Here is a 24,821-nt window from a genome sequence, read left to right on the forward strand (position 1 = left end):
CGGGTCAGCAGGCCGGACAGTCAGGCCGTACCCTCAGCTCTGGCAATCATGCCAGCTTATCCCACTGCTGTGGGGCGAGATAGCGCTCCTGCACGAACTCGATAAAGCAGCGCACCTTGGCCGAGACGAAGCGACGGTGCGGATAGACCGCATAAAGTCCCACATCTCCCTTGTCCCACTCCGGCAGCAGGCTGACCAGCTGTCCTGACCGCAGGGCCTCCCCCACGATAAAGGTGGGCTGCAATATGATGCCCTGATCATCACAAGCGGCGCGGGTCAGCGCCACCCCGTTGTTGGCCCGCAGCGGCCCCTGTGGCCGGATGCTCTGCTGCTCGCTTCCCCGTTTGAAGTGCCACTCCGGCTGGGTCAGGGTGTAGATCAGACAGTCGTGCTGCTTGAGATCCTCGGGTTTTTCCGGTCTGCCCTTGCGTGCCAGATAGGCGGGGCTGGCGCAGAGTTCGACCCGAATGGTGGCAAGTTGGCGCGCCACCAGCGAGGAGTCGCTGAGGTGGCCGATCCGCAGCGCCAGATCGAACCCCTCTTCCACCAGCGCTACCCGCCGGTCGCTGTACTCGATATCGAGCTTGAGATCGGGAAAGCGCTGGCGAAACAGCGGCAGGGCGGGGGAGAGGTGCAGATAGCCAAAATCCATCGGCACCGAGAGCTTGAGGGTGCCGTTCGGCTGCTGGTTGTGGTGGGTCAGCTGGCTGTGGGTCTCTTCCAGCTCCGCCAGCAGGGCGAGGGAGCGCTGGTAGTAGAACTGGCCCGCTTCGGTGGGATTGACCTGACGGGTGGTGCGCGACAGCAGCCGGGTGGCGAGGGACTCCTCCAGCTGTTGCATTAGTTTGGAGGCCATGGCGACCGAGATGCCGAGCTGGTTGGCGGCCTTGGTAAAGCTCTGGCACTCCACCACCTTGATAAAGGTGCGCATGGCGGCGATCTGGTCCATTTTCCATCCTCAGTAAATAATGAATTTAATAAATCACTGATTATTCATCTTCAGAACGAGGTTAGCATTTTAACCACTGATGTGAACCCCAAGATGAAGGAACGAACGGATGAAAATGACCAAGGCTCTGCTGGCCTCCTGCCTGTTTATGGCGACCCCTCTGATGGCGGCGGATTACGATGTGGATGCGGCGCACACCACAGTGCAGTTCAAGGTGGGTCACCTGGGATTCTCCGAGCTGGTGGGTCGCTTCAACACCTTCAGCGGCACCTTCAGCATGGATGACGCCAACCCGGCGGCCGCCAAGGCGAGCTTTGAAGTGGATGCCGCCAGCGTCGATTCCAACCACGAGGCCCGCGACAAGCACCTGCGCAGTCCTGACTTCCTCGACGTGAAGCAGTATCCCAAGATGACCTTCGTCAGCTCCGCTTACGAGGGCACCAAGGATAAAGGCGTGCTGAAAGGGACCCTGACCCTGCACGGTGTCTCCAAGGAAGTGGCCTTCGATCTGGTCAAAATTGGCGAGGGCAAGGATCCCTGGGGCGGCTACCGCAGCGGTTTCAACGCATCCACCACCATCAAGCGCAGTGACTTTGGCGTGAGCTACATGCTGCCCGGCATTCCGGACGAGATGAACATCAACCTGTTTGTCGAAGGCGTGCGCAAGTAATGGGCGCAGAACTTCTGCTGCAAACCCTGGCGGCTCCTCTGGGAGCCGCGTTGCTATCGTGGCGCTGGCCGCGAATGGGGTATCTGTGGGGCGCGCTGGCGCTCTGGCTGGTGGGATCCTGGCTCGGCGGCCTCTATGGCATGCCGGAAAAGGCGTGGCAGTGGTTGCCGCTGACCCTGCTGGTGCCCGCCATTGGGGCTCAGGTGAGCGACCTGCGCGGTTCGCTGCTGCTCTTTGCCGTGTTCAGTGCGCTGGTGTGGTGGCAGGGATTGGCATCGGTATTGGCGAGCGAACCCGGGATCTGGCTGGCACTGCTGCCCGCCATCCTCTGGTTTGGCTGGAGCACCTTGCGCAGTGACAGCCGCGAGGGGCTCGGGTTTGCCCTCGGCTTTATCTGGCTGGCGCTGGTGATCGGCATCGATGGCAGTCTGCTGATTGCCCAGCTGGCCGGTGCTCTGGCCGCTTTCGCCGGTTTTCGCGCCCTGCTCGCCACCTTTGTTGGCATCAAGGTAGCACCCGCCGGTCTGGCGCTGGCCCTCGCCTTCGTCCAGATGCTGGCCTGGCAATATGTGGAGGTGCCGCTGGTGGTGTTGCTGCCGGTCTGGTTGCTGCCGCTGCTGGAGTGGGCGTTGTGTGACAAACCGTGGCCAGTGCGTTGGGGTGGGCTGATATTGCTTGCTGCCGCGGGAACCGGGCTCAGCCTGTGGTGGGTGTGGCCTGCTGCTTCTTTGTACTGATTTTTGCATGAAAAACAGGCAATTACAGTCATTTTTGCATACTCGCTCATACTCTTGGCAGATAATGATTGAGCCCCATATGTGTTTCAGATAAAAAGGATTTTCATTTTATTTGGACACACACAGAACCCGGCCGCGCCGGGTTCTGTTTGCCTGCTTTGCGGCACATAAGGAGGCCACAGTTGCGCAGTCAAGGATCTGAGCATCTGTTTTTTCGCCATTTCACCGGACAGGGACGTATCGATGGTCTCTGCATTCTGCTGGTCACTCATCTGCTTCCCGATCGCCCCCGTTTTATCGACGCTCTCGGTCAGATTGGACGGATTGGCGCCATTTTACCCAAACCGAAATCGGTACACGGCCCGACCCTGGAGTGGGTATCACAACACTATCCGGTGCTGCCCCTCAACCGGCGCTGGACCAATGAACCCGACAGCATCATCCAGCAGATTGCACCGCTGGTGGCCCCCCACGAGCGGTTGCTGATCCTCGATATCGGCGGTTACTTTGCCAAAACTCAGGTGATCTTGAGCGAGTACTTCGGCCCCCGTTTCCTCGGGGTGGTGGAGATGACCGAAAACGGCCACCAGCGCTATGAGCAGGAGGTGCTGGCGACCCCGGTGGTGTCGGTGGCACGCAGTCCCCTCAAGCAGGCCGAGGATATCCAGATTGGTTTGAGCGTGGTCTACTCCGCGGAGTCGCTGGCTCGTAATCTCAACCGTACCTTCAACGTCTGCGAAGCCGTGCTGTTTGGCTATGGCAAGGTGGGGCGCAGCATCGCCCGCGACCTGCGCTGTCGCAACCTCCATCTCGGGCTGGTGGAGACCGATGTGCTGCGACAGGTCGAAGCGCTCTCTCACGGTTTTCGCCTGATCACCAAGGCTGAAGCCTTGAACCGCGCCGAGCTGGTGATCTGCTCTACCGGCAACGGCTCGCTGGATTTGGCGGATCTGCAGGCGCTGCGCCCCGGCACCATGGTGGCCTCGGTCACCTCGGCCGACGACGAGTTTGCCTTCTCGCTGGCCCAGTTGCCGTGGCCGAGCGAAGAGGTGTGCCCCCATGTGCTGGCCCTTAACCGGCCGGATGGTACCCAGATCTACCTGCTCAACCGTGGCGAGGCGGTCAACTTCGTCCATGGCGCCGTGATTGGTGAATATGTCTATCTGGTGCTGGCGGAGATCATGGAAGGGATCCGGATGCTGGCGGCAGGCCCTCTTGCACCCGGCCTGTTCGAGCTGCCAGAATCGGCGATGCGTACCATTGCCCGCCATTGGCTGGCCGATTTTCATGGGGTTGATCAGCACTGATTTGACCAAACCGGGATCGGCCATTGGGCGGCAGTACGCCACTTCCCGCCATTGTCGCTTTTTTATGGAGTCACTCATGACCGAGTCTGAAACCCTGATCAGCAAACCCCGCATCGAAATCCGCTACTGCACCCTCTGTCGCTGGATGCTGCGCGCCGCCTGGCTGGCGCAGGAGCTGCTCTCCACCTTCGACAGCGATCTGGGGGAGGTGGCGCTGGTGCCGGCCAGCAAGGGGGAGTTCCGCATTCTGGTGAGCGGGGTGCAGGTGTGGGATCGGGTGGTCGATGACGGCTTCCCCGAGGCCAAGGAGATTAAGCAGCGGGTGCGTGACGTCATCGCCCCTGAGCGGGATCTCGGCCACTCGGATCGCAAGGCGGCCGAGTAACGCCAGATGGGCCGAGCGCCTCGAAAAGGTGCTGAGCATGAGAGCGAAAGGAGAGGGAGGCGATGGCCTCTCTCTCCTTTTTTGCATTTGGCTGTTTGCCTGGCTCCAGCAGGGTTATAAGCGCGGTTCGGCCTGATGGCTGCCGATATAGCGGGCCCGCTTGTGGGACTTGATGCGGCTCACATCGACCCACACCAGCCCGTCGATGCAGTGGTTGAAGTCGGGGTCGATGCCAAAATCCATAAACTGGACGCCGCCCGGCTCGCACAGCTCGGAATACTGCTTGTAGAGGGTAGGGATGGCGCAGCCCAAATTGTCGAGGCGGGCCTTGAGAGCTTTGAGATCGGCGCCGTAATCCACCCCCTCGAACAGAGGTTGCGTCTCGGGGTAGGGACGGCGGGAGGGGGCCAGCGCCAGCTCGGGGGCAAAGTGCTGGCGGTAGAAGCTCACCAGCAGATCCTTGGCCGCCGGCGGCAGGCTGCCGGAGAGCGACACCGGGCCAAACAGGTAGCGGTAGCGGGGATAGCGGGCCAGATAGGCTCCGATGCCGAACCAGAGATAATCGAGCCCCCGCTTGCCCCAGTAGGCGGGCTGGATAAAGCTGCGGCCAAGCTCGATGGCCTGCTCCAGCCGGGGCAGTAACTTATCCTCGAAGCCGAACAGGGTATGGCTGTAGAGACCATCCTTCCCCTTGCTGGCCAGCAGCTCCGCCACCGGGGCAAAGCGGTAGGCGCCGATAATGTCGAGCCGGGCCGGATCCCAGAGGATCAGGTGGTGATAGTCGTTGTCAAAGCCATCGAGGTCCCGCCGTTTGCCAGATCCTTCCCCTACTGCGCGAAATGCGATCTCCCGCAGTCGCCCCAGCTCGCGCAGGATCACCGAGTGGCTCAGTTCGTGGCGGCGGTAGAGGTAGATCCCCTGACCATCCGGGGTGGTGCCGAGCTGTTCGCAGCTTTCGATGGCCTGTTTGAGCTGGCGGCGATCCTCCGGCAGGGCGATGGGGGCCTCGGTCTGCAGCCGTCCCGCCTTGCCACGGCCAATCCGGTAGAGGTGGTTGCGCACCAGCCGCGCCGCCGTCTTGGCGGGTAGATCCTGAAAACTGCCGAGCGGAATGCGCGCCCCTATGGTCACCGGTAGGGTCTGCCCCTGCTGGCGAAACAGCTGGCGTACCAGCAACAGGGCGGAGGCGGGCTTGTTGAGCCAGGAGGCGAGATAGAACCAGAGGCTGTTGCGCCCTCCCAGATGGATGGGCACCAGCGGGGTGCGGGTGCGCTGGGCCAGTTTGATAAAGCCTGCCTGCCAGGGGCCATCTTTCACCCCCTTGAGGCCAAGCCGGGATACTTCGCCTGCGGGGAAGATCACCAGCGCCCCTTCATGGGCGAGGTGCTCGTTCATGGCGAGGATGGCCTGTCGATCGGTCTTGCCCTCCATATTGTCCACCGGCAATAGCAAAGGGCGCAGCGGAGCGAGCTGGGCCAGCAACTGGTTGGCGACGATCTTCACATCGGGGCGGATGCGACCGAGCAGTTGCAGCAGCGCTAGTCCATCCAGCGAGCCGATGGGATGGTTGGCAACAAGAATGACTCGGCCGCTGGCGGGAATATGCTCCAGTTGCGCCTCGCTGACCCGATAGTCGAAATCGAGCTGGGTCAGCGCCTGCTCGACAAAGTCGAGGCCGCGCAGGTGCGGGTAGCGGGTGGCAAAGTCGGCAAAGGCACGTTCGTTGAGCAGCCAGCCCAGCAGCCGCTTGAACAACGGGGTAAGCAGGGGGTAGCAAAGCAGGCGGGGGAAGTGCTGGGTCAGCAGGGTATCGATAGTGAACATCTGGAGGGCTCCGGCGATCCGTTGCTCCCAGCATGATGTGGCACTGTTCCCGCGACATGTCAGCGGGATGACAGTTTGATGGCAGCGGCAGCCAGTAGCTCCTGAGCGACCCTCCCCGGTTTACCTTTCTTGATGGGTGATGGCCAGATAGCAAGGGGGGGCCGGTTGACCGGCTCCCCCCTTTTGCCCTGGTAATGATAGCGACCCGATTAACCGCGCCAGGCTGCGGTGAGGCGCACCAACTCCACCAGGGTGGCGACCGATTTCTCCATGGATTGCAGCGGGATGAACTCGTGCTTGCCGTGGAAGTTGTGGCCACCGGTGAAGAGGTTGGGGCAGGGCAGGCCCATAAAGGAGAGACGGGCGCCATCTGTACCGCCGCGAATGGGTTTGATCTTCGGCACCACGTCGGCGGCCTCCATGGCGGCCTTGGCCAGCTCGACGATATGCATGTGTGGCTCAATCTGACTGCGCATGTTGCGATAGCTGTCGGTCAGGGTCAGCTCGATGCGCGCCTTGGGATGCCCGGCCTGCATGGCGGCTACCCGGCTCTCCATCAAGGCTTTGCGCTCGGCGAAACGCTGGTCGTCAAAGTCGCGGATGATGTAGTGCAGGCTGCTCTCCTCCACGGTGCCGCTCATCTGGGCCAGATGGAAGAAGCCCTCATACCCGTCGGTGCACTCCGGGGTCTGCTCGGCAGGCATGGCGGCGTGGAAGCGGGCGGCCAGGGTCTGGCTGTTGATCATGCTGCCCTTGGCGGTGCCGGGGTGGACGTTATTGCCGATAAAACGCACCGTGGCGCTGGCGGCGTTGAAGTTTTCATACTCCAGCTCGCCCAGTTCGCCGCCATCCACGGTATAGGCCCACCTGGCCGGGAATCTCTCCAGCGGGAACAGGTTGGCGCCACGGCCAATCTCTTCATCCGGGGTAAAGCCGACCCAGATATCGCCGCGCGGGATCTCGGGGTGGGCCTGCAGGTGGTCGATGGCAGTGAGGATCTCGGCGATACCCGCCTTGTCGTCGGCGCCAAGCAAGGTGGTGCCGTCGGTGGTGATGAGGTCCTGACCCAGATAGTTTTTCAGGAAGCGGTAGTCACGGATGGCGAGCACCTCGTCACCCTTGCCAAGGCAGATGTCGCCGCCCTGATAGTTTTCGATGATTTGCGGTACTACGTGCTCCGCCTCGTAGTCGGCGGTGTCCATGTGGGCAATCAGGCCGATAGCGGGGGCGTCCGGCTGGTTGCCCGGCAGGCAGCCGGTGAGGTAGCCGTGTTCATCCAGGGTGACCTGGCTAAGCCCCAGCGCCTTCATCTCTTCTTGCAGGGCACGGGCAAAGATCAGCTGGCCTTCGCTGCTGGGGCAGGCTGGATTGGTCTCATCGGAGCGGGTATGAAAAGTTACGTAACGCAGAAAACGCTCAAGCAGGGTATCCATTAGTCAGCCTCTAACCGATTGTGAGCGGTCATTGTGGCCAATCCGTGCGGGGCACTCATTGCGTCAGCGCAGGTTTTTCCCATTTTTTGACGCAAGGGAAGAGCGGCGAATGTGCGGCGCGCGGGGCAACGTCCGGGAGGGAGATCGCATAAAATTTGCATTTATTACGATATTTAGGCGCTGGCGGTGGCGACCAAATTTCCCTCAGCGACCGCACAGCAAGGCGTCAGCCCAATCATGGCGTTTTCACACACTTTTCAAGAGGAAACCGGACTGTCGCATAACCTGCGCCATCCCAGAGCCCGCCTGCCCGCCAGCAAGATTTGATCGACTTATTAAAAGGGGATTTTGAACACTATTTTTTATTGTCACTGCCCGCGGTAAGTGTGTACACTCCGCGCCGATCCAAGGGTAACCCTGAAGCAGGCAGAGCCGCCAGAAACCCGACCGATCATACGCCTATAGGGCGAGGCACGCAGAAACGACAGACACTGCTGGGGAATGGTTTCTTTAATACCGGTTAGGCTCCGGTATCAGGGAGAACAACAGACTCTCATCCTTCATTTGACCGAGTGGGCCACCGGCTCATCATCTTCCCTTGTCATGGGCGGTCACTGACGGTGAGGTGGGCTGTGGTTGTTGTCGTCTATCAACACGCATGCGTGCTGGCGCCTTCGCTTCTCTTCCTTGGAACCCTCTCCTTCTGTCGGGATCGCTGCCGAATGATGAACTGACGGCGTGGCTGATGTCGTCTGTCATCAAAGTACCGCGGCGCCACGGCATAGTGGCACCGCATACCGTTGAGCTTGATGTAAAGCCACCAGCCCCACATCAAGACTCGTTACTTCCCCAAGATCCACCAGGCAGCCTCTGGCTTGCCGCGATGTGCAAAGGGTTGGTTTGGGTGGCTGCGTCTCGTGATGGCAGCGCTCGCCGTACTCTGCACTAGATGGTCTGGATGTGATTGAGGGTAACGAAGGCGACTTTGGGTCGCTCATTTGCGAGGCATAGCCCATGACTAACTGGTCCAGCAAGGACTCCTTGAAGGTCTACAACGTTCCCTACTGGGGTGCGGGTTTTTTCAATATCAATGACGCCGGTCATGTGACCGTCGCCCCCGACAAATCACGCCCTGACGCGCATATCGTGCTCTCTGACGCCATCGAACAGTTGCGTCAGTCCGGGCTGACCACCCCCGTGTTGCTGCGCTTCCCCGACATTCTCAAGAGTCGGGTCGATGCGCTGTTCAACGCCTTTGGTCAGGCCATCGAGAAGTCAGGCTATGAAGGGGACTACCTCTGCGTTTATCCGATCAAGGTAAACCAGCAGCGTCGTGTCATCGAGACCATCAGCCAGTCCTACAGCGACAAGCCCCGGCTTGGCCTGGAAGCTGGTTCCAAACCGGAACTGCTGGCCGTGCTGTCCCATCACCATGAGCAAGGCTCGGTGATCGTCTGCAACGGTTACAAAGACCGCGAATATATCCGCCACGCCCTCCTGGGCAACCTGATGGGCCACAAGGTCTACATCGTGGTGGAGAAGCCCTCCGAGCTGGAAATGGTGCTGGACGAGTCAGCTCGTCTCAACATCAAGCCCAACATCGGGGTGCGTGCCAAGCTCGCTTCCACCGGCTCCGGCATGTGGGAATCGAGCGGTGGCTCCATGTCCAAATTTGGTCTCTCCGCCTCCCAGATCCTGGCGCTGATCGAACGTCTGCGCGGGCTGGGCAAGCTGGATTGCCTGCAACTGCTGCACTTCCATCTGGGCTCCCAGATCGCCAATATCCGCGACATTCAGGGCGGCATCCGCGAATGCGGCCGTTTCTACGCCGAACTGCGTCGCCTCGGTGCCAACATCGAAGTCGTGGACGTCGGTGGCGGCCTGGGTGTGGACTACGAGGGAACCCGTTCCCAGAGCCACTGCTCCGCCAACTACAGCCTCTCCGAGTACGCCAACAACGTGGTATGGGGCATCGGCGATGTCTGCCGCGAGTTCGATCTGCCGCACCCGACCATCATCAGCGAGTCTGGCCGTGCCCTGACCGCCCACCACGCCGTGCTGGTCACCAATATCATTGGTGCCGAAGGGGTGGAGATGAACGACATCAGCGCGCCGGACGAAGATGCACCGACCATTCTGCAGAACATGTGGAAAGGCTGGCTGGATCTGCGCAGCGAAGATCCCTCCCTGCTGGAGATCTTCCATGACTCGGTGGCAGATCTGGGTGACGTGAATACCCAGTACACCATGGGCCTTTTGAACCTTGAACAGCGTGCCTGGGCCGAGATGCTGCACCAGAACACCTGTCTGGCACTCAAAGAGATGCTCAACCCGGTCAACCGTAACCACCGTGCGCTGGCTGACGAGCTGAGTGAAAAGCTGGCGGACAAGTGCTTTGCCAACTTCTCCCTGTTCCAGTCCCTGCCGGATGCCTGGGGTATCGGTCAGGTATTCCCGGTGATGCCGCTGGCTGGTCTCGATCGTCCGCTTAGCCGTCGCGGTATCCTGATGGATATCACCTGTGACTCCGACGGTCAGGTCGAGCACTATGTCGACGGTCTGGGGGTCGAGAGCACCCTGCCAATGCCGGTCTACGGCGAGCACGAAGAGTGCCACGTCGGCTTCTTCCTGGTCGGTGCCTATCAGGAGATCCTCGGCGATCTGCACAACCTGTTCGGTGACACCCACTGCGCGGAAGTGTGGCTGGACGAAGAGGGCAAGATGGACATTCGCAACGTGGTGCGCGGCGACACCGTCGACCAGCTGCTGCGTTACGTCAACATCGACCCGTCCGTGATCCGCGAAAACTACCAGCGGATCGCTGCTCACCCGGCGCTGGACGATGCCACTCGCAAAGCCCTGCTCGACGAGCTGGAGCTGGGCCTGCAAGGCTACGCCTATCTGGAAGACGAATAAGCCTTTTGGCTTGCCCCTCGCTTTGGTGGGGTGATGAAAAAACGGCGCCTGCGGGCGCCGTTTTTGTTGTGGAACGCCCGCAATGCTGTCGCGGGGCTTTCCCCATCTTCATTCGGATAGCAATGGGCCACTCCGGGCCGTGCAGGCCACAGATCCGGCAGATATCTGCGGTTGTCAGCCGCTTCTCTTGATCTGCATCAAGTGTGATCCGCGGCGGTTACTTTACGGTCAGAAGTGATGTTGTGGAGATGTAACAAAAGGATGTGAATATGGAACTGGAAAGGGATCCGAGGTGCTATACCGACGTCTGCATCAATGGTAAGTGGTATCACTACGACCACTGCAGCACCAATGTCTACATGTTGATGGGGGGCGCGGCCCCTTGTCTGCAGCTTGCTTATGAGCCGAGCAGCGAAGAGGAGCTTATCGAGATGCTCCAGCAGCTGGGGCGCTTCTGACTTACCGAATTGATGTCTTGCCATATGGCCATCGGGCGCGTTGCCACGATGGCCACCACTTTTCACCGCTGTGCCTAATCTCAGCGGTTTTTATTGCCCAATAACCCCTTGCCAATCTCCAGCATGGCGACGGCTGCGGCGTAGCTGCTATCGGACTTGCCTATCTCATCCGCCACGTAGAGAAAATTGGATTGGTACTTCTCGACGGCCTCCCGTGGACTGGTCGCGTCAATAAAGTCCTCCTCCACCTCGAATCCTTGGGTCAGCAGTGCCGCCTTTTCACTCAGAAAAGTCGGAGATGCCATGTCGATAAAGGTGTATTGCTGCCGATTGGATGCCGGAATGGTAAAAAACTGGTATCTGGCCATGGGTAAATCCTCGCTTGAAGCGGGTGATAGATGACGTGACGCTGGTTTTAATCTGTGGTTCGCAGGCAGCTTGGTTTCCCTCGACATCATCGAGAGTGCGTGTCGGGAATGCCGCATTTTGTTTTCGTTCGAGACTACTTTGTTGGCGTTTGCCCGGCAAGTGGGAGCAGCGATTTTCTGGATGATCCGAGCAACCGAGATGTTGTGGGCAGGGGCGAGACCGGGATAATGCCGGGCTCACGTTGAGCCCGGCTTGTCAGCGCTCTGTCACAGCACGAAGCTCTGTACCATGGCACGCAGCTGTTCGGTGAGCTGGTGGATCTGGCGGGCGGCATCGCGGGCGGTGTTGGCCACTTGCAGCGCCTCGTCACTGCCATCCGAGATGCGCACCACGTTGCGTTCGATCTCGTTGACCACGGCGCCCTGCTGCTCGATGGCGCTGGCGATGATGGCGTTGGTATCGACCATTCGATCCACCTTCTCGGTGATGGCGCCAAAAGCCTGTTTTGCCTCCTGCGCCAGCCCGACCCCTTCCTGCGCTTCATGGCTGGCCGCTGACATGGCGGTGACCGAGGCGCGGGCACCGGATTGCAGCTGTTCAATCATCTGCTGGATCTCGACGGTAGCCCCCTGGGTGCGGTTGGCAAGAGACCGCACCTCGTCAGCCACCACCGCAAAGCCGCGACCCTGCTCACCGGCCCGGGCCGCTTCGATGGCAGCGTTGAGGGCCAGCAGGTTGGTCTGCTCGGCGATGCTGCGGATCACGCTGATGACGCCGCCAATCTGGCTGCACTGCTGTTCCAGCTGGCCTATGGTGTCGGCGGTACGCAGCACCTCGCGGTTGATATGGTCGATTGCCTTGATGGTGCGTTCCACCACATCCTCGCCCTGACCGACCACGTTCTGCGCCTCCTGGGTCATGCGGGCGGCTTGCAGGGCGTTGCCCGCCATGTCTTGTGAGGTGGCGGCCAGCTCCTTGATGGCGGTAGCGACCTGATGGGTCTCCCCTTGCTGATCGGCAATGACCTCCTGCGAGCGGCAGGTGCGCGCTTCGATCTCGGTAGCGCTCTCCACCACGGTGACGCCATTTTCCCGCACTCGCAACATCAGGGTGCGCAGGGTCTCCAGGGTCACGTTGTAATCCCGGCTGATGGCGGCCAGCTCGTCCTGACCGACGATTTCGATATGCTGGCTGAGATCCTGGGCGTTGACCCGGGCGGCAATATCACGCACCCGCCCTACGGTGTCGCGCAGGGAGAGATAGGCACCGATCATCAGGTAGAGGTAGAGCAGCAAGCTGGCGGTCAGCGGCGCGGTGATCCACCAGAAGTGGCGTTGGTTGGCGGTCAGCCGCTGATGTAAGTCGGCCTCCAGCCGCTGGCGTACCTGGCCTGCCACTGCGGTGATGGCCTCGTCCATCTTATCCCCCAGTGCCTGCACCTCCTTGGTGGAGAGCTGCGCCAGCTGATCCTTCATCATCTTGTTTTCCATGGTCTCGACCCCCTGACGCACCAGCTGTATCAGAGCATCGGTCTGCTGACCCAGCTCGGCGCGGTAGGCCGGTTCCATCTGGTAGAGCAGGGTCAGATCGGCCTCCAGCTCCTGCAGGGTGGCGCTGATGAGGTCGAGACGAAAACGCAGGCCGCTGTAGCCCTCGGCCTGAAACAGGCCGAAATCGGCGATGGTGGCGGCGCGATCTCGCACCTGAGCCAGCAGGTCGCGCAGCTGCGGCAACCGCTCGCTGGCGAGGATCACCATGTAGTAGGTACCGAGCGCCGGATCCTGGATCAGGCTGCTACTGGCGGTAATGTGCTTGTAGAGGTGGCGCACCTCGGTCAGCAGCTTGTCGTGGCGCAGGTTGCTCTGCTCCACTTCCAGCTTGCCTGCTTCACTCTGCAGGGCGGCCCAGCTCTGCTGGATCACCTCAAAGGAGGGGTTGTTCTGGCGGGTGTCGGCAAAGGCTTGCAGGCTCTGATCAACGGCTTGTGCGGCTGCATTGACCTGATCATCACCGACCGGATCCACTTCATAGGCGTGACGGGTCACCAGATTGCGATGGGTGAGCAGGGCTTGCTCGATAGCGGGCACGGGGGCGAGATTGACCACTCCCGCCAGCTCGCGGTTGGCCTGGACGTTGTCATCCTGCAGCCGCCCCAGCAGATTGGTCATGCTGTACGCCAGTGGCAGCAACATCAGGCAGGACCAGAGCAGGAATTTGTATTTGAAGGAGAGCTGATTGCCCAGCCGGATGGCGGGGTTGAAAATCCATTTCATGTTAAGCCTCGATACCTGAGTGCGGGCGTGAGTCGTGTTGACTGAATAGTACTCCGAGCGGCCTCCCTTGGGTGATGGCCGGTTGCAAGTTGTGATCCCCTTGGCTTTTTACTTCCGGGCGGGGCGCCGTCAGCCGAGCCAATAGAAAACGGGCCACCCGAAGGTGACCCGTGGTCGATAAGGGGATATCCGCCTGCAACCGTCAGTTGAACGCCAGGAAGGGCGAGACACAGAGCAGTAGGCCGGTGACGATGATGATGTAGAGGGAGGTGCCCTTGTACTTGTGCAGCGCCGGCACCTGATAGACCAGATAAGCCGGGATTAGGCAACCCACCATGCCGAAGATGGGGCTGCAGATGGAGGTGAAGCTCAGTACCGGTGCGTTGAGCACGATGGCCCCCCAGGAGAGCATGACGGTAAACACCATGATGCCCTTACCCACCAATCCTTTGTTGATGCGGTTTTCCGGCAGCACCCGGCGCAGCAGGTTCATTGCCAGCCCCTGACAGGCTTCACGGAAACCGAGGTAAACGCCGAAGTAGGCGGTCATTACCGCAAAGATGTTGAGGGTGAGGCTCAGGAGCTTGAGGGTCTGGCCGGGCATCCCCTGGGCTACCATGGCCAGTGCGGAGATATTCTCTTCGGAGGCTTTGACCGCCTGATCGTGACCCATGGCCAGGGTGAAGGAGACCGCGTAGAAGAACACCACCACGAACAGGATGCCGAAGGCGATATTCATGGCGCGCATCGCCTTGAAGCGGGCCACTTCCAGCGACTTTTCCCGCGAGCGGTAGGAGATCACCATGGGGCTCAGGCTCTGGATAAAGAGGATGGAGGTGAGGGTAAAGGGCAGCATGATGATGGCATCCTTCATCCAGTCACCGGCAGCGGGCATGGCGGTGATGTTGGCCGCATCCCACTTGTCCACCATCATCAGGCCGAGCACGGCCACTACGCTGATCTTGGTCAGCACCATAAAGGTGGAGATCTTGAACAGCAGGTTTTCGCCGCGCGAGGCCAGTGCCACCAGACCGCAGATCAGCACCAGACCGTAGAGCGGGTTTTCGGAGAGCAGGCCGTCGGTGACGCCGAAGCTCTGCAGGAAGGAGGCGCTGTCATTGGTGATGGCGGTGGAGTAGACGAAGACCCAGATCACCAGCATCACGAAGTAGAGCGCGCCGAGCAGCACACCCCAGTTCTTGCCAAGGTAGCCGGTGATGACGCTGGGGTAATCCTTGCACTCCGGCGAGGTGGCCAAGGTGTTGATAAAGAGGCGCTGGAACATGTACATGGCGGGGTAGCCGATCACCGCCGAGAGCAGAAAGACCCACAAGCCCATCAGACCCACCTGTACCGGCAGGAAGACGATCCCTGCACCGATGGCCATGCCGATGCTCATGATGATCCAGCCCCAGTCGGTGCTGTCGAAGCGAACCGCTTCTTTCCATTCCAGCGTGCCCATCACGGGGCTGGCGAGTGTAGTGCTATGCGCGTCCATTAAAACCTTCTTTTTTGTAGGGATGTGGGAAAGCGGCGCAAATATAGTTGAATGAAACTGTCATAAACAATGCCCATAAGAGTACTTTTGTTCAAATCAGGATGGTGATCACGGTTTATATTGAGGCCGAAAGGTGCCTTTAAACGCCATTTTTGTATCTTTTTGTTGAATGGATAAAATAAAAAGCAAATAATGTTGAACGGAATGAGATTCATGATTGCAAAAAAAATTGCACAAACAGGAGTGGCTATATGAAACGCATCATCACAGCAGCAGCGGCACCTGACGCTATCGGTCCCTACAGCCACGGCACTGCCTATGGCGACCTTATCTTTACCTCCGGTCAGTTGCCGGTCTGCAAGCAGCAGGGTGGTGTGGTGGAAGGGGGCATTGCCGCCCAGACCCGCCAGTCACTGGAAAACCTGAAATCCGTGCTGGAAGCCGCTGGCGGCTCGCTGGATACCGTGCTCAAAACCACCTGCTACCTCGCCGAGATCAGCGATTTTGCCGCGTTCAACGAGGTCTATAAAGCCTATTTCCAGAAAGATTGTCCGGCGCGCAGCTGCTTCGCAGTGAAGGATCTGCCGATGGGCGTCAAGGTTGAAGTGGAAGCGATCGCCCATATCGCTCGTTAATGCTGATAAAAAGGTTCAAGTGATGAAACAAGCGTGGCAGCAGTATCTGCAGATTATTCAACAGGTTGTCAAACCAGCGCTGGGTTGTACCGAGCCAATCGCCGCCGCCTATGCCGCGGCTGTCGCCGTCCGGCAACTGGGCTGTGAGCCCGGTCGCCTCGAGGTTGCGGTGTCGGACAATCTCTATAAAAACTCGATGGGTGTCTATGTGCCGGGGACCGGCAAGATCGGTCTGGCCATTGCGGCCGCGGCCGGTGCCATCGGCGGCAACGCCGACGCCGGGCTGGAGGTGCTGGCCGCGATCCAGCCAGAACAGGTGGATCGTGCCCAGCAGCTGATCGATGCCGGCAAGGTGCAGGTGAGCCGCACCGCCGCCCCCGAGTTTATCTTCTGCCGCGTGACCGTTTATGGCACTGATGACAAGGGTGAAGAACACAGCGCCGAAGTGACCCTGTGCGGCGGTCATACCCGCATCGTCGAGCAGCGCCGCGATGGCGAGGTGACCTTCACCGCCGATCAGAGCCAGGGCGGTGCCACCGGCTCCATCTGCGACGGGGTAGATATCAGCATCGCCGCCATCTACGAGTTCGCCACCCAGGTGAAGTTCGAGCAGATCAGGTTCATCCTCAAAGCCTCGGAGCTCAACGGCAAGCTCTCTGCCGAGGGGATGAACAACCCCTATGGCCTCGAGATTGGGCGCACCATGCAGCAGAACATCAATGCTGGTCTTATCGGCGAGGATGTGATGAACCGCATCGTGATGATGACGGCGGCCGCCTCCGATGCCCGCATGGGGGGCGCGACCCTGCCAGCCATGAGCAACTTTGGCAGCGGCAACCAGGGCATTGCCGCCACCATTCCGGTGATGGTGATTGCCGAGCGCTTTGCGGCCAGCGAAGAGCAGCTGGCTCGCGCCCTCATCATGAGCCATCTGGGCGCTATCTATATCAAGTCCCACTATCCGCCGCTGTCGGCCTTCTGTGGCAATACCGTGACCAGCGCGGCCGCCTCCATGGCCATGGTCTATCTGGCGGGCGGCAGCTTCGAGCAATCCTGCTTCGCCATCCAGAACGTGCTGAGCGACAGTGCCGGTATGGTATGTGACGGGGCGAAGGCTTCCTGCGCCATGAAGGTGAGTACCTCCTCCGGCGCGGCGGTGCGCGGCTTCCTGATGGCTCTCAACAGCCACTCGGTGTCGGGGCAGGGGATCGTCGCCGGCGACGTGGATCAGACCATCCGCAACGTCGGTCAGATGGTGAAGGAGGGCATGTCTGCCACAGACAGCACCATTATTGATATCATGTCCGCCTGATGTCCCTGTCGGTTGCTGCCCGGCGCCCATTGTCCGGCAGCAACCCTTGCAAGAAGGTCCCATTGTGAAGCTGCAAGAGTTGAGTCCGAGCGATTTTGAGATCCTCAAGTCGATGGAGAACATAGTGGACGGCATCGCCGCCATGTATGGCCAGCACACCGAAGTGCTGCTCCACAGTCTGGATGCGCGCAATCCCTCGATCGTCAAGATTGCCAACGGCCATATCACCGGCCGCAGTGTCGGCGCCCCCATCACCAACCTGGCGATGATGAAGCTCAAGAGCGGGCAGGATATCTCCAGCCCCTACATGACCAAGTGTGCCACCGGCAAGACGCTGCGCTCCATCACGACCGTGATCCGCAACGGGGAGCACAGGGCCATCGGGTTGCTCTGCATTAACAGCGACATGGATGCCCCGCTGCAATCCGTGCTACGGACCATGATGCCGGAGTGCATGCATCCCCACGAGAGCCATGCCACCCCGGAGGTGTTCGCCCGCAACATCGACGAAGCGCTCAACAGCACTATCGACACCGTCAGTGCCGAGGTGCGTGGCAACGAGGCGGTGCCCCCGTCCCAGAAGACACGGGTCATCGTCAACCAGCTGCACGATATGGGGATCTTCGAGTTAAAAGACAGTGCCCAGATTGCGGCGCGCCAGCTCGGGATTTCGGTCCACTCTATCTACCGCTATCTGCGGGAGATCAAGAAGGGCTGAGCCGGTTTAATCTGGCCAAATTGGCAGCAAACGGGTCAGCCCTGACCCGTTTTTTACGCCCGTTTTAGCCTCTCTGTTTGGGCCATCCCCCAGGCTCATCTGCTATCATCTCCCCCCTTTGTTTTTCTATCTCTCTGAACGTGCTGGAGAAATCATGTCTCGACTCATCTATCTGCTGCGCCATGGCCAGACCCGCTTCAATGCCGAGCAGCGTCTGCAGGGGCGTTGCAACTCCGATCTGACCGACAAGGGTGAGGCGCAAGCTATTGCCATGGGGCGGCGGCTTGCCGACGAGTTGGCGGATCCCGCCCGCTGGACCGTCTATGCCAGCCCGCTCGGGCGTGCCCGTCAGACTGCGCTGCTGGTGTGCGAGCAGTTGGGGCTGGCGGCGGATCGCATCGTCTGGGACGATCGCTTGATGGAGCTGGGGATGGGGGAGTGGGAGAGCTGCCAGATCCCGGCGCTGCGTCTTGCCCACCCCGAGCTCGATACCGGCAAAGGGGACTGGTATCTGCAGGCACCGGGGGCCGAGAGCTTCGAGAGCATTCAGCGCCGGGCACACCAGTGGTTGCAGGATCCTGCCATCGCCGAGCGGGCCATCGTCATCTCCCACGGTCTGTTCGGTGCCATGTTGCGCGGCGTCTATGCCGATCTCGACTATGAGGCGACCTGGTCACTGGAGTTGCCCCAAGATGCCTTCTATAAGCTGCAGGATGGCCACATCACTCGCATTGCTTGCTAGTTTCGTGGACGTTGCCGCCATCAGTTCATGGACGATGCAGGCTGCAACACGCTACGGATTTTGCTTTGCGAAGATTAGACATCAACGAAATGATGAATAGACTCAAAAAGCGCATTATCAATAAGGGCATTAGCCCTTCTTCTGCGGTGATGTGTTTAAGGTCTGGTTTTGCGAACAGGTTGCAACTTGCATTGCACTATGGTGCACAGACCGCGCTTTTTAATGAGGTAAGCGGGTGATTGTATTGAAATGAGTGGTCGCGTGATGCTTGGTGTATCAATTGCATATTAAACGACCAGTGGCCTGAGTATGAGGACGACACCATGAAAGGGATCTCGGTTCGTAGCAAATTATTGATGCTGGTTGTGGTACCGCTGTTTTGTATGATTTTGCTGTGCACTCTCTCCCTTTGGGGGATGCGCCTGATGAATCAGGCTGCCCATCAGGTGAATGAAGAGGAGGTGCAGCAGTTATCCGAACTGAAGCTGATTTCAGACTTGTATGCGGTCAGTGTCGTTGATGCGATCAATAAAGCGCATGTTGGATTAATCACCCGTGAAGAGGCAAAACGTTCCGTTACTGAAGCGCAGTTAAAAGCCGCAACGGAATGGAAGCGTTACATGGCCCAGAAGATGTCTGCGGAAGAGCGGGCGATTGCGGAGTCTGCCCAGGTATTGATGAACAAAGCCGACATTACACTGGATGGTATTAAGAGTGATCTTTCATTAAAAGCTCCTCTTGATAAGGCAATTCATCAGTTATACAGCACGGTTGATCCTTTTAATGAGGAGCTGGGCAAGCTGGTTGAACTCCAGCTGAGATTTGCAGATGAGCATGTTGGTACCCTGGAAAGTCTGGCCGTTGATTTCTCATTTGCCTTCCTCTCCATCACCGGGATTGCCCTGTTCGCTTTATCCGTGCTGGGGATCTGGATTTTTCGCGGGATCAGTCAACCGCTCACCGCTTTGCGCAGAGCGCTTTACAAATTGCAGCATGAGCAGGATTTGACCGTCACCGTCCCCGTCATTCGGGAAGATGAATTGGGGCAAGTCGCACGGGCGCTGAATGATATGGTTAGCCATTTCCGCAGATTGATTGGCGAAATGGATGACGTGGCCGAACAGTTATCGACAGGCGCCGATGCACTGAACGAGCTGGGGCTAACCAGTGCAGAGCAAATGGCCCAGCAGCGTCTGGAGACAGATCAGAGCGCTGCGGCGATGAATGAGATGAGCGCAACGGTTAACGAAATCGCCCAGAATACAAATAGTGCTGCAATTGCCGCCCGTCAGGCTGAAAACAAGGCGGAAGAGGGGCAAGCGGTTGTCAAGGAGACCATTGGGAATATGGCTCTGCTCTCTGGTCAATTGCAAAATACATCCACTGTGCTGCAAAACCTGGCCATCGAAAGCAATAACATTACCCAAGTGATGGGGGTTATTCGCTCGATTGCCGAACAAACCAATTTACTGGCACTGAATGCGGCAATTGAAGCCGCCAGAGCTGGTGAGCAGGGGCGTGGCTTCGCTGTTGTGGCTGATGAAGTCCGGGTACTTGCTCAGCGCACCCAAAACTCTACCGGAGAAATCCAGAACACCGTCAATCGCCTGCAACAGAATGCAACTATGGCTGTTGATAGTATGAATATCGGATTATCTGAAGTGGAGAAGACGAATACCCTGATGCTGACCTGCGGCGTCTCTTTGGAAGAAATTGTGAGTGCCGTGGATGATCTGAATAATCTCAATGTGCAGGTCGCCGCTGCAGCCGAAGAGCAAAGCAAAGTCACCGAAGAGATGACGCGCAGCATGGTCAATATTGCCGATATCGCAGTACATACCTCGGACTCGGCAGCCCATGTATCGGCCAAGTGTCAGCGTCTTGATGAGATGGCCAAGTCAATGAGAACACAGATTAATCATTTTAAATGGCGATCACATGCCGCTTGATATAGTTCGATGACATTACCCCCAGGCCCCGAGAGTTCGGGGCCTTTTTGTATCATGTTGGTCGTACTGCACCTGTGTTGAAACATGTCATCGGTTTCCATAGATATGGGAAGATTCATTACCGGACTGATGAAGTGAGGCTTTCCGAAAAAATGTGCATTTTTGACGGCAGCTGTCACCCTGAATGGCCATTTTTGCCGCAGTTCAACACATCAGAGCACCTTATCGCGGCAAGATGAGGTATCTTATGCCCCGATTTCATCCATTAAACGGATCCGAGACCCCATATGATCATCAAACCCAAGGTTCGCGGCTTTATCTGCACCACCACTCATCCGGTCGGTTGTGAAGCCAATGTTCGTCGCCAGATCGCTTATACCAAGGCCAAGGGCACCATCGAGAATGGTCCCAAAAAGGTGCTGGTGATCGGCGCTTCCACCGGTTATGGCCTGGCCTCCCGGATTGCGGCTGCCTTCGGTAGCGGCGCCGCCACCCTCGGCGTCTTCTTTGAAAAAGCGGGCACCGAGTCCAAGACCGGTACCGCTGGCTGGTACAACTCTGCCGCCTTCGACAAGGCAGCTAAAGAGGCGGGCCTCTACGCCAAGAGCGTCAACGGCGATGCCTTCTCCAACGAGTGCCGCGCCAAGGTGATCGAGCTTATCAAGCAGGATCTGGGTCAGATTGATCTGGTTGTCTACTCCCTGGCCTCTCCGGTGCGCAAGATGCCGGAAACCGGCGAAGTGGTGCGCTCTGCCCTCAAACCGATCGGTGAGGTCTACACCACCACCGCCATCGATACCAACAAGGATCAGATCATCACCGCCACCGTCGAGCCGGCGAACGAGGAAGAGATCCAGAACACCATCACTGTGATGGGCGGTCAGGATTGGGAGCTGTGGATGGCTGCCCTGCGTGATGCCGGCGTGCTGGCTGACGGCGCCAAGTCCGTGGCCTACTCCTACATCGGTACCGATCTGACCTGGCCAATCTACTGGCATGGCACTCTGGGCCGCGCCAAGGAAGATCTGGACCGCGCCGCTGCAGCCATCCGTGGCGATCTGGCTGCCAAGGGCGGCACCGCTCACGTGGCCGTGCTGAAATCCGTGGTGACTCAAGCCTCCTCTGCCATTCCGGTGATGCCGCTCTATATCTCCATGGCTTTCAAGATCATGAAGGAGAAGGGCATTCACGAGGGCTGTATGGAGCAGGTGGATCGCATGATGCGCACCCGTCTCTACGCGTCCGACATGGCGCTGGACGATCAGGCTCGCATCCGCATGGATGACTGGGAACTGCGCGAAGATGTTCAGCAGACCTGCCGTGACCTGTGGCCGTCCATCACCAGCGAAAACCTCTCCGAATTGACCGATTACACCGGCTACAAGCAGGAGTTCCTGCGCCTGTTCGGTTTCGGTCTGGATGAGGTCGATTATGATGCGGATGTAAATCCGGACGTGAAATTCGACGTGGTCGAGCTCTGAGTCTGACTCAAGTGAAAACGGGGCCCCACGGGGCCCTGTTTTTTTGGCAAAAATCCCGCTAATTTGCGGAATTTTATTATCAGCGATCACCTTTTTCCCATATCAAACCCGCTAGTCTTGCGCTGATCGGATCACAGACGGCATTGCCGAGGTACGGAAGCTATGACCACTCCAAACGAGGCGCCCAAGAAGCGCCAACTCCCCACAGTTTATACCCTGCTTTTCATCATCATCGCGCTGATGGCCGCCCTCACCTGGGTGCTGCCAGCGGGCAAATATGACTATGTCACCGCCAAGACCCAGCAGCCGGTGGCGGCAGCGGCCGTGGCCGATTACAGCGGCGACGAGCGGCTGTTGCCGGTGCCTGGGAGCTACACCGAGTTACCCGCCCACCCGCAAGGGGTATTCGAGGTGCTCAAGGCGCCCATCCAGGGTTTTCACAAGGCGGCCGATGTGGCGCTGTTCGTGCTCATCATCGGCGGTTTTCTCGCGGTGACCATGCAGAGCGGTGCGCTTGATGCCGGGGTTGGGGCCATTGTGCGTGGCTTTGCCGGGCGTGAGCGGTTGCTAATTCCTGTGTTGATCGCCCTGTTTGCCCTCGGCGGCTCCACCTTCGGCATGGCGGAAGAGACGGTTGCCTTCTGGGCGCTGATCGTGCCGGTGATGATGGCGGCGGGCTTCGATCGCATGGTGGCGGCGGGCATTATCCTGCTCGGCTCCGGGGTCGGGGTGCTCGCCTCCACCGTTAACCCGTTTGCTACCGGTATTGCCTCCGGTTTTGCCGGCATTCCCATCGGTGAGGGGATTGGCCTGCGGGTCATCCAGTGGCTGCTGCTGGTGATCTTCGCCTCTTGGTTCGTGATGCGTTATGCCAAGCAGGTGCAGCAGGACAAGTCCCGCTCCGTGCTGGCCGATATCGTCTATGACGACGAGTTCTCCCAGATGAAGAGCGGCAACCTCGCCTTCACCGGCAAGCAGAAGCTCACCATGCTGGTCTTCTTCGGCACCTTCCTGCTGATGATCTATGCGGTGGTGCCCTGGTCGGATTTGGGGATCGACGTGCTGCCCACCTTTGGCTGGTGGTTTGACGAGCTCTCGACCCTGTTCTTCAGTGCCTCCATCCTGATTGCGCTGATCAACCGGATGCCGGAGTCCAACTATGTGGCGACTTTCCTGAGCGGCGCTCGGGATCTTATCGGGGTGGCACTGGTGGTTGCGGTGGCGCGCGGCATCTATGTGGTGATGGAGCAGGGCGTCATCATCGACACCATTTTGCATTGGGCTGAAGGGCTGGTGACCGGACTATCCTCGTCGGTCTTCATCCTGATGGCCTATCTGGTGCACATCATCCTGAGCTTCTTCATCCCCTCCACCTCGGGGCTGGCGACCGTCTCCATGCCGCTGATGGGGCCGCTGGCTGACTTCTCCGGCATCTCCCGGGATTTGGTGATCACCGCCTATCAGTCCGCCTCCGGCTGGATCAACCTGTTCGCCCCCACCGCCGCCCATCTGGTGGCCGGTCTGGCACTCGCCAAGATCCCCTACGATCGCTTTGTGCGCTGGGTGCTGCCCTTTATCATCGGCGTAGCCCTCATCACCATGGCGGTGCTGGTGGCCGGTGCCCTGCTGCACGGCTGATGGCACGGATAAAACCACAGATAACAAAAAGGCTCCCGCGGGAGCCTTTTTCATGAGCTTTGCTTACTGCTTGTAGCCCTTGAGGAAGCGGGCGAGGCGGCCGATGGCATCTTCCAGCTCCTCTTCGCGGGGCAGGAACACCAGCCGGAAGTGATCCGGTGCCGGCCAGTTGAAGCCGGTGCCCTGTACCAGCAGCAGCTTCTCTTGCTGCAGCAGGTCGAACACCATCTTCTGATCGTCGCGGATGTCATACACCTTGGGATCAAGGCGCGGGAACATGTAGAGCGCCCCCTTGGGTTTGACGCAGGAGACCCCGGGGATCTCGTTCAAGAGCTCCCACGCCTTGTCCCGCTGCTTGCGCAGGCGGCCGCCCGGCAGGATCAGCTCGTTGATGCTCTGGTAGCCGCCAAGCGCAGTCTGGATGGCGTGCTGCATCGGCACGTTGGCGCACAGTCGCATGGAGGCCAGCATCTCCAGCCCTTCAATGTAACCGCGGGCACGGCCCTTGGGACCGGTGATGACCATCCAGCCCTGACGGAAGCCGCAGGCACGGTAGGCCTTGGAGAGGCCGTTGAAGGTCACCACCATCACATCGTCACACAGGGTGCAGACGCTGGTGTGGGAGATATCGTCGTAGAGGATCTTGTCGTAGATCTCGTCGGCGAAAATGATGAGGTTGTGCTGGCGGGCGATCTCGATCACCTCCAGCAGGAACTCGCTGCCGTAGACTGCACCGGTCGGATTGTTGGGGTTGATCAGCACCAGGCCGCGGGTGCGCGGGGTAATGCGGGCGCGGATATCGTCGAGATCCGGGTACCAGTCAGCCCCTTCGTCGCAGCGATAGTGCACCGCATGGCCACCGGAGAGAGTGACGGCGGCGGTCCAGAGCGGGTAGTCGGGGGAGGGCACCAGCATCTCGTCGCCATTGTTGAGCAGCGCCTGCATCGCCATCACGATCAGCTCGCTGGCGCCATTGCCAATGTAGATGTCGTCGATATCGACCTTGCGCATCCCTTTTTGCTGGTAGTACTGCATCACCGCTTTACGGGCAGAGAAGAGCCCCTTGGAGTCGCAGTAGCCCTGGCTCAGCGGCATGTTGAGGATCACATCCTTGATGATCTCTTCCGGCGCATCAAAGCCGAACGGGGCCGGGTTGCCGATGTTGAGCTTGAGAATGCGGTGGCCTTCGTCTTCGAGACGGCGAGCCTCTTTATGCACCGGGCCGCGGATGTCATAGCAGACATCGTCGAGCTTGTGCGACTTGTCGATTGTGAACATGGTGACAGTGATTCCTTCCCCACAGGGACGCGTTGGCGAAAAAGGCGATTTTTAGTATCAAATTTCTTTTCCCCTATTCTTCACAGAATTGAATGCTAGAACAATCCTCTTTTTAGAAGAATTCCCTGATTTTTAGCCCTAAAACAGGGTTGCTAGAACGTTAAATTCAGCACAATCTTTGGTGCTAACCAAGGTTAACTAGTGAAACATGGGGAACGAATTAACAATGCTGCCTGACTGTGTTGCAAT

Annotated in this window: 20 protein-coding genes; 13 read left to right on the forward strand and 7 right to left on the reverse strand. The window is 59.1% G+C overall.

The genetic code is table 11. From position 1 onward, the window contains the following. Positions 1 to 46: 46 nt before the first annotated feature. Positions 47 to 949 (reverse strand): LysR family transcriptional regulator, encoded by a 903-nt coding sequence (locus AB5Y82_RS03205; RefSeq protein WP_213386457.1) that lies wholly within the window; start codon positions 947 to 949, stop codon positions 47 to 49. Between the two features lie 109 nt (positions 950 to 1,058). On the opposite strand from AB5Y82_RS03205, the gene AB5Y82_RS03210 reads away from it, so the two are divergent. The 4 genes from AB5Y82_RS03210 to AB5Y82_RS03225 all read left to right on the forward strand — a co-directional run bounded on the left by AB5Y82_RS03210 (position 1,059) and on the right by AB5Y82_RS03225 (position 4,048). Beyond that, complete coding sequence (locus AB5Y82_RS03210; protein ID WP_005334411.1) at positions 1,059 to 1,619, forward strand: YceI family protein; 561 nt, start codon at positions 1,059 to 1,061, stop codon at positions 1,617 to 1,619. Beyond that, positions 1,619 to 2,356, forward strand: coding sequence for a hypothetical protein (locus AB5Y82_RS03215; RefSeq protein ID WP_368173642.1), 738 nt, complete (start codon positions 1,619 to 1,621; stop codon positions 2,354 to 2,356). The genes AB5Y82_RS03210 and AB5Y82_RS03215 overlap by 1 nt, the downstream gene beginning before the upstream one ends. A 182-nt stretch (positions 2,357 to 2,538) precedes the next feature. Beyond that, complete coding sequence (locus tag AB5Y82_RS03220; protein ID WP_113739144.1) at positions 2,539 to 3,663, forward strand: adenosylhomocysteinase; 1,125 nt, start codon at positions 2,539 to 2,541, stop codon at positions 3,661 to 3,663. A 76-nt stretch (positions 3,664 to 3,739) separates the two neighbouring features. Beyond that, positions 3,740 to 4,048: a SelT/SelW/SelH family protein gene (locus tag AB5Y82_RS03225; protein ID WP_043821170.1), complete on the forward strand. Its 309-nt coding sequence runs from the start codon at positions 3,740 to 3,742 to the stop codon at positions 4,046 to 4,048. 114 nt (positions 4,049 to 4,162) lie between these two features. Here the strand turns inward: AB5Y82_RS03225 and AB5Y82_RS03230 are convergent, their stop codons facing one another. Both AB5Y82_RS03230 and pepT read right to left on the reverse strand, forming a co-directional pair. Further along, positions 4,163 to 5,872: a lysophospholipid acyltransferase family protein gene (locus AB5Y82_RS03230; RefSeq protein ID WP_368173643.1), complete on the reverse strand. Its 1,710-nt coding sequence runs from the start codon at positions 5,870 to 5,872 to the stop codon at positions 4,163 to 4,165. A 209-nt stretch (positions 5,873 to 6,081) separates the two neighbouring features. Then, positions 6,082 to 7,305, reverse strand: coding sequence for a peptidase T (gene pepT / locus AB5Y82_RS03235; RefSeq protein ID WP_368173644.1), 1,224 nt, complete (start codon positions 7,303 to 7,305; stop codon positions 6,082 to 6,084). A gap of 1,014 nt (positions 7,306 to 8,319) precedes the next feature. Between pepT and speA the strand changes: the two genes are divergently transcribed. After that, the gene (gene speA / locus AB5Y82_RS03240) at positions 8,320 to 10,221 is read left to right on the forward strand and encodes a biosynthetic arginine decarboxylase (RefSeq protein ID WP_110302466.1); all 1,902 of its coding nucleotides are present in this window, start codon (positions 8,320 to 8,322) and stop codon (positions 10,219 to 10,221) included. Between the two features lie 269 nt (positions 10,222 to 10,490). Further along, positions 10,491 to 10,679 carry a hypothetical protein gene (locus tag AB5Y82_RS03245; protein WP_104014346.1) on the forward strand — a complete coding sequence of 63 codons (189 nt, stop codon included), beginning with the start codon at positions 10,491 to 10,493 and terminating at the stop codon, positions 10,677 to 10,679. Positions 10,680 to 10,759: 80 nt separating this feature from the next. On the opposite strand, the gene AB5Y82_RS03250 is transcribed toward AB5Y82_RS03245, so the two are convergent. The 3 genes from AB5Y82_RS03250 to AB5Y82_RS03260 form a co-directional block, all read right to left on the reverse strand. Continuing rightward, a complete protein-coding gene (locus tag AB5Y82_RS03250) occupies positions 10,760 to 11,047 on the reverse strand; it encodes a hypothetical protein (RefSeq protein WP_108613157.1) in 288 nt (95 codons plus the stop codon). 267 nt (positions 11,048 to 11,314) lie between these two features. After that, positions 11,315 to 13,321 (reverse strand): methyl-accepting chemotaxis protein, encoded by a 2,007-nt coding sequence (locus AB5Y82_RS03255; RefSeq protein WP_368173645.1) that lies wholly within the window; start codon positions 13,319 to 13,321, stop codon positions 11,315 to 11,317. A gap of 202 nt (positions 13,322 to 13,523) precedes the next feature. Then, the gene (locus tag AB5Y82_RS03260) at positions 13,524 to 14,819 is read right to left on the reverse strand and encodes an amino acid permease (RefSeq protein WP_021229327.1); all 1,296 of its coding nucleotides are present in this window, start codon (positions 14,817 to 14,819) and stop codon (positions 13,524 to 13,526) included. Positions 14,820 to 15,070: 251 nt separating this feature from the next. Here AB5Y82_RS03260 and AB5Y82_RS03265 point away from each other — a divergent pair, with 251 nt between their 5' ends. From AB5Y82_RS03265 to AB5Y82_RS03295, 7 genes are all read left to right on the forward strand, one after another. Continuing rightward, positions 15,071 to 15,454: a Rid family detoxifying hydrolase gene (locus tag AB5Y82_RS03265; RefSeq protein ID WP_005344164.1), complete on the forward strand. Its 384-nt coding sequence runs from the start codon at positions 15,071 to 15,073 to the stop codon at positions 15,452 to 15,454. A gap of 22 nt (positions 15,455 to 15,476) precedes the next feature. Further along, on the forward strand, positions 15,477 to 16,766 hold the full coding sequence (locus tag AB5Y82_RS03270; protein ID WP_368173646.1) for a serine dehydratase subunit alpha family protein: 1,290 nt from the start codon (positions 15,477 to 15,479) through the stop codon (positions 16,764 to 16,766). A 64-nt stretch (positions 16,767 to 16,830) separates the two neighbouring features. Further along, a complete protein-coding gene (locus AB5Y82_RS03275) occupies positions 16,831 to 17,484 on the forward strand; it encodes a transcriptional regulator (RefSeq protein WP_005334376.1) in 654 nt (217 codons plus the stop codon). 154 nt (positions 17,485 to 17,638) lie between these two features. Next, entirely contained in the window at positions 17,639 to 18,226 is a 588-nt protein-coding gene (locus AB5Y82_RS03280) for a histidine phosphatase family protein (RefSeq protein WP_368173647.1), read from the forward strand. Positions 18,227 to 18,549: 323 nt separating this feature from the next. Continuing rightward, positions 18,550 to 20,175 (forward strand): methyl-accepting chemotaxis protein, encoded by a 1,626-nt coding sequence (locus AB5Y82_RS03285; RefSeq protein ID WP_021229324.1) that lies wholly within the window; start codon positions 18,550 to 18,552, stop codon positions 20,173 to 20,175. A 287-nt stretch (positions 20,176 to 20,462) separates the two neighbouring features. Beyond that, positions 20,463 to 21,656, forward strand: a complete 1,194-nt coding sequence (gene fabV, locus AB5Y82_RS03290; RefSeq protein ID WP_005361765.1) for an enoyl-ACP reductase FabV — start codon at positions 20,463 to 20,465, stop codon at positions 21,654 to 21,656. A 162-nt stretch (positions 21,657 to 21,818) separates the two neighbouring features. After that, the gene (locus tag AB5Y82_RS03295; protein ID WP_005334369.1) at positions 21,819 to 23,294 is read left to right on the forward strand and encodes a YfcC family protein; all 1,476 of its coding nucleotides are present in this window, start codon (positions 21,819 to 21,821) and stop codon (positions 23,292 to 23,294) included. Between the two features lie 63 nt (positions 23,295 to 23,357). Here AB5Y82_RS03295 and AB5Y82_RS03300 read toward each other — a convergent pair whose 3' ends face one another. Then, entirely contained in the window at positions 23,358 to 24,572 is a 1,215-nt protein-coding gene (locus AB5Y82_RS03300; RefSeq protein ID WP_005334367.1) for a pyridoxal phosphate-dependent aminotransferase, read from the reverse strand. Positions 24,573 to 24,821 lie beyond the last annotated feature (249 nt).

The sequence above is a fragment of the Aeromonas sp. s13 genome (assembly GCF_040907905.1).
Taxonomy (GTDB): domain Bacteria; phylum Pseudomonadota; class Gammaproteobacteria; order Enterobacterales; family Aeromonadaceae; genus Aeromonas; species Aeromonas veronii.

Excerpts from the sequence above, each read along its gene's own strand:
- AB5Y82_RS03205 (WP_213386457.1), bottom strand. The coding sequence starts at position 949 with ATGGACCAGATCGCCGCCATGCGCACCTTTATCAAGGTGGTGGAGTGC.
- AB5Y82_RS03210 (WP_005334411.1), top strand. The coding sequence starts at position 1,059 with ATGAAAATGACCAAGGCTCTGCTGGCCTCCTGCCTGTTTATGGCGACC.
- AB5Y82_RS03215 (WP_368173642.1), top strand. The coding sequence starts at position 1,619 with ATGGGCGCAGAACTTCTGCTGCAAACCCTGGCGGCTCCTCTGGGAGCC.
- AB5Y82_RS03225 (WP_043821170.1), top strand. The coding sequence starts at position 3,740 with ATGACCGAGTCTGAAACCCTGATCAGCAAACCCCGCATCGAAATCCGC.
- AB5Y82_RS03230 (WP_368173643.1), bottom strand. The coding sequence starts at position 5,872 with ATGTTCACTATCGATACCCTGCTGACCCAGCACTTCCCCCGCCTGCTT.
- pepT (WP_368173644.1), bottom strand. The coding sequence starts at position 7,305 with ATGGATACCCTGCTTGAGCGTTTTCTGCGTTACGTAACTTTTCATACC.
- speA (WP_110302466.1), top strand. The coding sequence starts at position 8,320 with ATGACTAACTGGTCCAGCAAGGACTCCTTGAAGGTCTACAACGTTCCC.
- AB5Y82_RS03245 (WP_104014346.1), top strand. The coding sequence starts at position 10,491 with ATGGAACTGGAAAGGGATCCGAGGTGCTATACCGACGTCTGCATCAAT.
- AB5Y82_RS03250 (WP_108613157.1), bottom strand. The coding sequence starts at position 11,047 with ATGGCCAGATACCAGTTTTTTACCATTCCGGCATCCAATCGGCAGCAA.
- AB5Y82_RS03255 (WP_368173645.1), bottom strand. The coding sequence starts at position 13,321 with ATGAAATGGATTTTCAACCCCGCCATCCGGCTGGGCAATCAGCTCTCC.
- AB5Y82_RS03260 (WP_021229327.1), bottom strand. The coding sequence starts at position 14,819 with ATGGACGCGCATAGCACTACACTCGCCAGCCCCGTGATGGGCACGCTG.
- AB5Y82_RS03265 (WP_005344164.1), top strand. The coding sequence starts at position 15,071 with ATGAAACGCATCATCACAGCAGCAGCGGCACCTGACGCTATCGGTCCC.
- AB5Y82_RS03270 (WP_368173646.1), top strand. The coding sequence starts at position 15,477 with ATGAAACAAGCGTGGCAGCAGTATCTGCAGATTATTCAACAGGTTGTC.
- AB5Y82_RS03280 (WP_368173647.1), top strand. The coding sequence starts at position 17,639 with ATGTCTCGACTCATCTATCTGCTGCGCCATGGCCAGACCCGCTTCAAT.
- AB5Y82_RS03285 (WP_021229324.1), top strand. The coding sequence starts at position 18,550 with ATGAAAGGGATCTCGGTTCGTAGCAAATTATTGATGCTGGTTGTGGTA.
- fabV (WP_005361765.1), top strand. The coding sequence starts at position 20,463 with ATGATCATCAAACCCAAGGTTCGCGGCTTTATCTGCACCACCACTCAT.
- AB5Y82_RS03295 (WP_005334369.1), top strand. The coding sequence starts at position 21,819 with ATGACCACTCCAAACGAGGCGCCCAAGAAGCGCCAACTCCCCACAGTT.
- AB5Y82_RS03300 (WP_005334367.1), bottom strand. The coding sequence starts at position 24,572 with ATGTTCACAATCGACAAGTCGCACAAGCTCGACGATGTCTGCTATGAC.